The sequence below is a fragment of the Sulfitobacter sp. genome (assembly GCF_036961165.1).
Classification (GTDB): Bacteria; Pseudomonadota; Alphaproteobacteria; order Rhodobacterales; family Rhodobacteraceae; genus Sulfitobacter.
Genome location: NZ_JBALVJ010000157.1, coordinates 1 through 3,779, shown reverse-complemented (window position 1 = coordinate 3,779; position 3,779 = coordinate 1). Strand labels below are relative to the sequence as shown.

General features: G+C 51.9%; 3 protein-coding genes. 2 read left to right on the top strand and 1 reads right to left on the bottom strand.

Annotated elements, in window-relative coordinates; all coding sequences use genetic code 11:
* The first annotated feature begins 322 nt into the window (after window positions 1-322).
* On the top strand, window positions 323-1,195 hold the full coding sequence (locus tag V7730_RS22420) for a DMT family transporter (RefSeq protein WP_335749773.1): 873 nt from the start codon (window positions 323-325) through the stop codon (window positions 1,193-1,195).
* A gap of 777 nt (window positions 1,196-1,972) precedes the next feature.
* On the top strand, window positions 1,973-2,389 hold the full coding sequence (locus V7730_RS22415; RefSeq protein ID WP_335749772.1) for a c-type cytochrome: 417 nt from the start codon (window positions 1,973-1,975) through the stop codon (window positions 2,387-2,389).
* A gap of 545 nt (window positions 2,390-2,934) precedes the next feature.
* On the opposite strand, the gene V7730_RS22410 is transcribed toward V7730_RS22415, so the two are convergent.
* Window positions 2,935-3,507 (bottom strand): rhomboid family intramembrane serine protease, encoded by a 573-nt coding sequence (locus V7730_RS22410; protein ID WP_335749771.1) that lies wholly within the window; start codon window positions 3,505-3,507, stop codon window positions 2,935-2,937.
* Window positions 3,508-3,779: the final 272 nt, after the last annotated feature.

Here is a 3,779-nt window from a genome sequence, read left to right as displayed (position 1 = left end):
CGAAGGGCCCCTTTTTTCGCCGCGACTTGGCCCATTATTGCTCTGCGATTGACATGGATGCGTTTTGGCTTCATCGGTAGCAACAAGTTCCGCACTTGGTTTGCAGAATGGCTTTGCATTACCAGCATGGATAGTAACATATGTTCTGGTCAAGCTATGCTGTTGCTGCTTTTACATGTCTTGTAGATTTTGTTCTCTAAAATATTTTTCAATCTCGTCCCTGTTAAGAAGGTGCAGAAGTTTTGCTGAGAAGCAGCCGGTTCGCTTGGCCCTCACATCAGCACCAAGATGAAGGATTGGGCATTCTTCAGAGGAATGCCGTATGAAGCAGCAAAATCGTGCAATTCAACTGATGATAAGCGCCATTTTTTGCTTTTCGATTATGGATGTAGCGGTCAAGGCACTGGCACCCAGCGTTGGCGTTCTTCCAGCCCTTTGGGCGCGTTATGCTGGACAGATGCTGTTGGTTCTTGTTCTGGTCCTGCCGCGTCTCAAACAGGTGGTACGCACGCGATATCCGCGCCTGCAGCTCTTGCGGTCAATACTGCTGATGAGCGCGACCGCATTCTTTTTTACCGGTTTGAGTTTTATACCCCTGACAGACGCCGCCGCGCTGATGTCGACAAACCCCGTTCTTATCACCCTGGGAGCTGCGATCTTTCTTGGCGAGCCTCTTGGTCTACGACGCGTTGCGGGGATCGCAGTGGCGTTGGTGGGAGCCATGATTGTCATGCGCCCTGGCAGCGATGTCTTCAACCTGTCCGCATTGTTACCACTGGCGGCCGCCGCATGCTACTCCGGTTACGCATTGCTAACCCGGCGTGTTGGAGCCGACGAAGATGTATGGACGTCGCTCTTTTACACTGGACTGGTAGGAACCGTTTTGCTCAGCCTTGCGGTTCCCTTCCAATGGCAATCTCCAGACATGGCTGGTTTTGCCTTGATGATCGTCATCGCGCTGGCCGGAACGATTGGACAACTGGCCTTGATCCGGGCGTTTTCGCAAGGTGAAGCGGCGATGTTGGCACCCTATTCCTATTCAGGGCTGGCATTTGCGGCGTTCTGGGGGTTCGTGTTTTTCGCGGAAATACCAGATTTCTGGACAGTCTTCGGCAGTTGTGTGATCGCGGGAGCAGGGCTTTATGTCTGGCACCGCGAAACCTACAAAAAGGCTAAAACGCTTAGCGGCGATTGACGGCCCCAAGCTGTTCTTCACGCAAATCACGCTTAATGGCTGCTGTTCCAGCCCAAAGCTGCCGTTTAAGTGCGGCGCAGCATCCCTAATGCCTAACATTCTATGAAGGGGTTTTCTCTCCTTTGTTGCCTCGAATTCCCTCTCTGATCGCTTTCTGGGACAGACATTACATTGCGACGGAACTATAGGCAACGATATCGCCCGCATTCAGTGCGGAGTCCCAGGACAAGGGGGCGGCTTTGCTGCACAGATCCCCCGCCCGCATGAACCTCAACGTGCTCACCCCTGTAGAAGGATCACCAACGAGTGGTAGACGACCAATGACGGAACAAAGCGAACTGAGCAGCCACACTTGAGTGGCCCAAATTGGGAGTTAGTGCATGATTGGCCTTTGGTCCATCGATACGATGGCCCCAGAGCACGTTGATCTGGGCCTCACCTTACCCCTGGCCCTTTTCGCAACGCAGGCTTTTCGATTGAAGTGTCTTGAAGGGTGGGCGTTGCACTTGAGCCGTTCTGATTTACGGGTTTTTTAAATATCAAAAATATCCCGTCGATGGGGGTCAGATGCTTAAAGTCGCAAAGAGAAAAATTACCCGTATGAGCATTAGTGCTAGGTTTGGATTGTCCCGCATCACCTCAGCGAGGTTCCAACCTTCAAGGTTCTTGGAGCTAATGACCTTTCGATCTTGCCCCTTACTGTCGTCAGGCGGATTGATGTGGATCATGGCGGTAGTGACGCATAGGGGTGAGAATAAACGAGAGAAGGAGATCAACATGCGCACATCTATCTGGAGTATCATGGGTTCGGGACTACTGACCGTAGGGTTAGTGGCCTGTACTGAAGAGCTATCAATGCCCGACCGTACTGAAGGTGCAGCGTTCTTTGCAGACAACTGCGTGTCTTGCCATGGAGTGCGGGGGCATGGTGACGGTCCCCTTGCGGCTGGGTTGCCAACGACACCTTCGAATTTAGCCACTCTGAGCCGCCGTAACGGCGGCACCTTTCCGGATGCGCGGGCGCTGAGTTATATCTACGGCGATCCTATGCAAGCGCACCTTGCGCGTGTCATGCCGCAATTTGGTGGTGCGATGGCAGAGGATTTAGTTCCTGTGGAATTCGACGGAATTATGACGCCTACGCCACGCGTGCTGGCTGGGCTGCTCGCCTATCTCGAAAGCATTCAGGAGTAGATATCCTGCGCCCGTATTGACGCATAGCGTCAATACGGGCGCAGGATATCAATGGGGGAAGACCCTATTCTGGAGATCAGATGCAACGCTTACCGGCTAAGAAGCCAGGGGCACCTCACAAACTTTATATTATAGTAAGAAGAGTTTCGGCGGGTGGTCGGCACGTCTTGGAATGTAAAAGCATCAAAAACACACGATGGGGCTACCAATGGGGCCACACAATACTCACCTGCAATAAGCTATTGTATTATATATATTTTTATAAATTAAATGGTGCCAGGGGCGGAATCGAACCACCGACACGAGGATTTTCAATCCATCCAAACAAAAGACTAATTCAAACCCGCCACTTACGTTTCTACAACGCTACTGGCTTAGTTGCATTGAGTGTGACAGAATCTGGACCGGTCGGACAGGGAACTGCAGATCCGAGCTCATCTGGGACCTTGGCGGCGCATGCAGCATTCAACGCTTAGGGCGGAAAAGAGTAGATAAAGCTCACAGAGAGCGGCAGCGGCAAACCTATAACCCCGACTAGGTACACGCTAGGGTCGGGCAAAAGTTGAAGCCGCACCGACCCCAATTAACCAACCACCAAGATGGGCTTCCCATGCCAATCCACCGCTCATAACAAAAGAAAGGATAACGTTCGCAACAGCTAGGGCCAGGACCGAGCTTAAAACGGGGGTCACTGGGAGATTCGATTGCTGGCGCATGTAATAGTCCCATGCTTGCCAAACACCGAGCAATCCAAAAACAGCCCCAGATGCGCCTATCATGGGAGCACTGCTCGTCGAAATTATCCCGAAGGCTGCAGCACCTCCGATCGCTGAAAAGAAGAGGATAAAAATAGTCTTTCTCGCCCCTACGCGGCCAGCAACAGTCTTACCCAGCGCGAGCAAGACAACACTATTCATTAGGAGGTGTACAATACCTCCATGTAGGAAAGCGTATGTAATAAACATCGTGACGATTTGCCCTGAAAATATTGGCGCTACGTCGTTAGCAAACAGCGGTTGCCAAAAGGCCCCATACGTGAACGCAATCCAACGCCACTCAGGTGTTCCAATCACACCAGCGTCTGCGGCGCTGAGCGTGAACTCAACCAATGCAATCACCCCGACGATCCACCAAAGAAAAGCTGGGGCACCAACTTTCTGGTCGCGGTTATGTTTACGATTGGATGATCTTAGATTTGTTCTGGGACGCATACGTAGCCGTTTAGTCCAACACCAAGACAGTGAGAAGGATAAATTCGTTGCACCGACATCAATGACGACTAAACGTGTCAGTTGCTTGCGGGCCTCTACCATAGCGCGGGGGGGCTGCGCGTTGATGTCTGAAGTGGTCCTGCTTTTTAGGACAGTTTTGCGGCTTGGCTAAGATGCAT

What these genes read in the sequence shown, in the direction of transcription:
- V7730_RS22415 (WP_335749772.1), top strand. Translation starts at nt 1,973, where the DNA reads ATGCGCACATCTATCTGGAGTATCATGGGTTCGGGACTACTGACCGTA.
- V7730_RS22420 (WP_335749773.1), top strand. Translation starts at nt 323, where the DNA reads ATGAAGCAGCAAAATCGTGCAATTCAACTGATGATAAGCGCCATTTTT.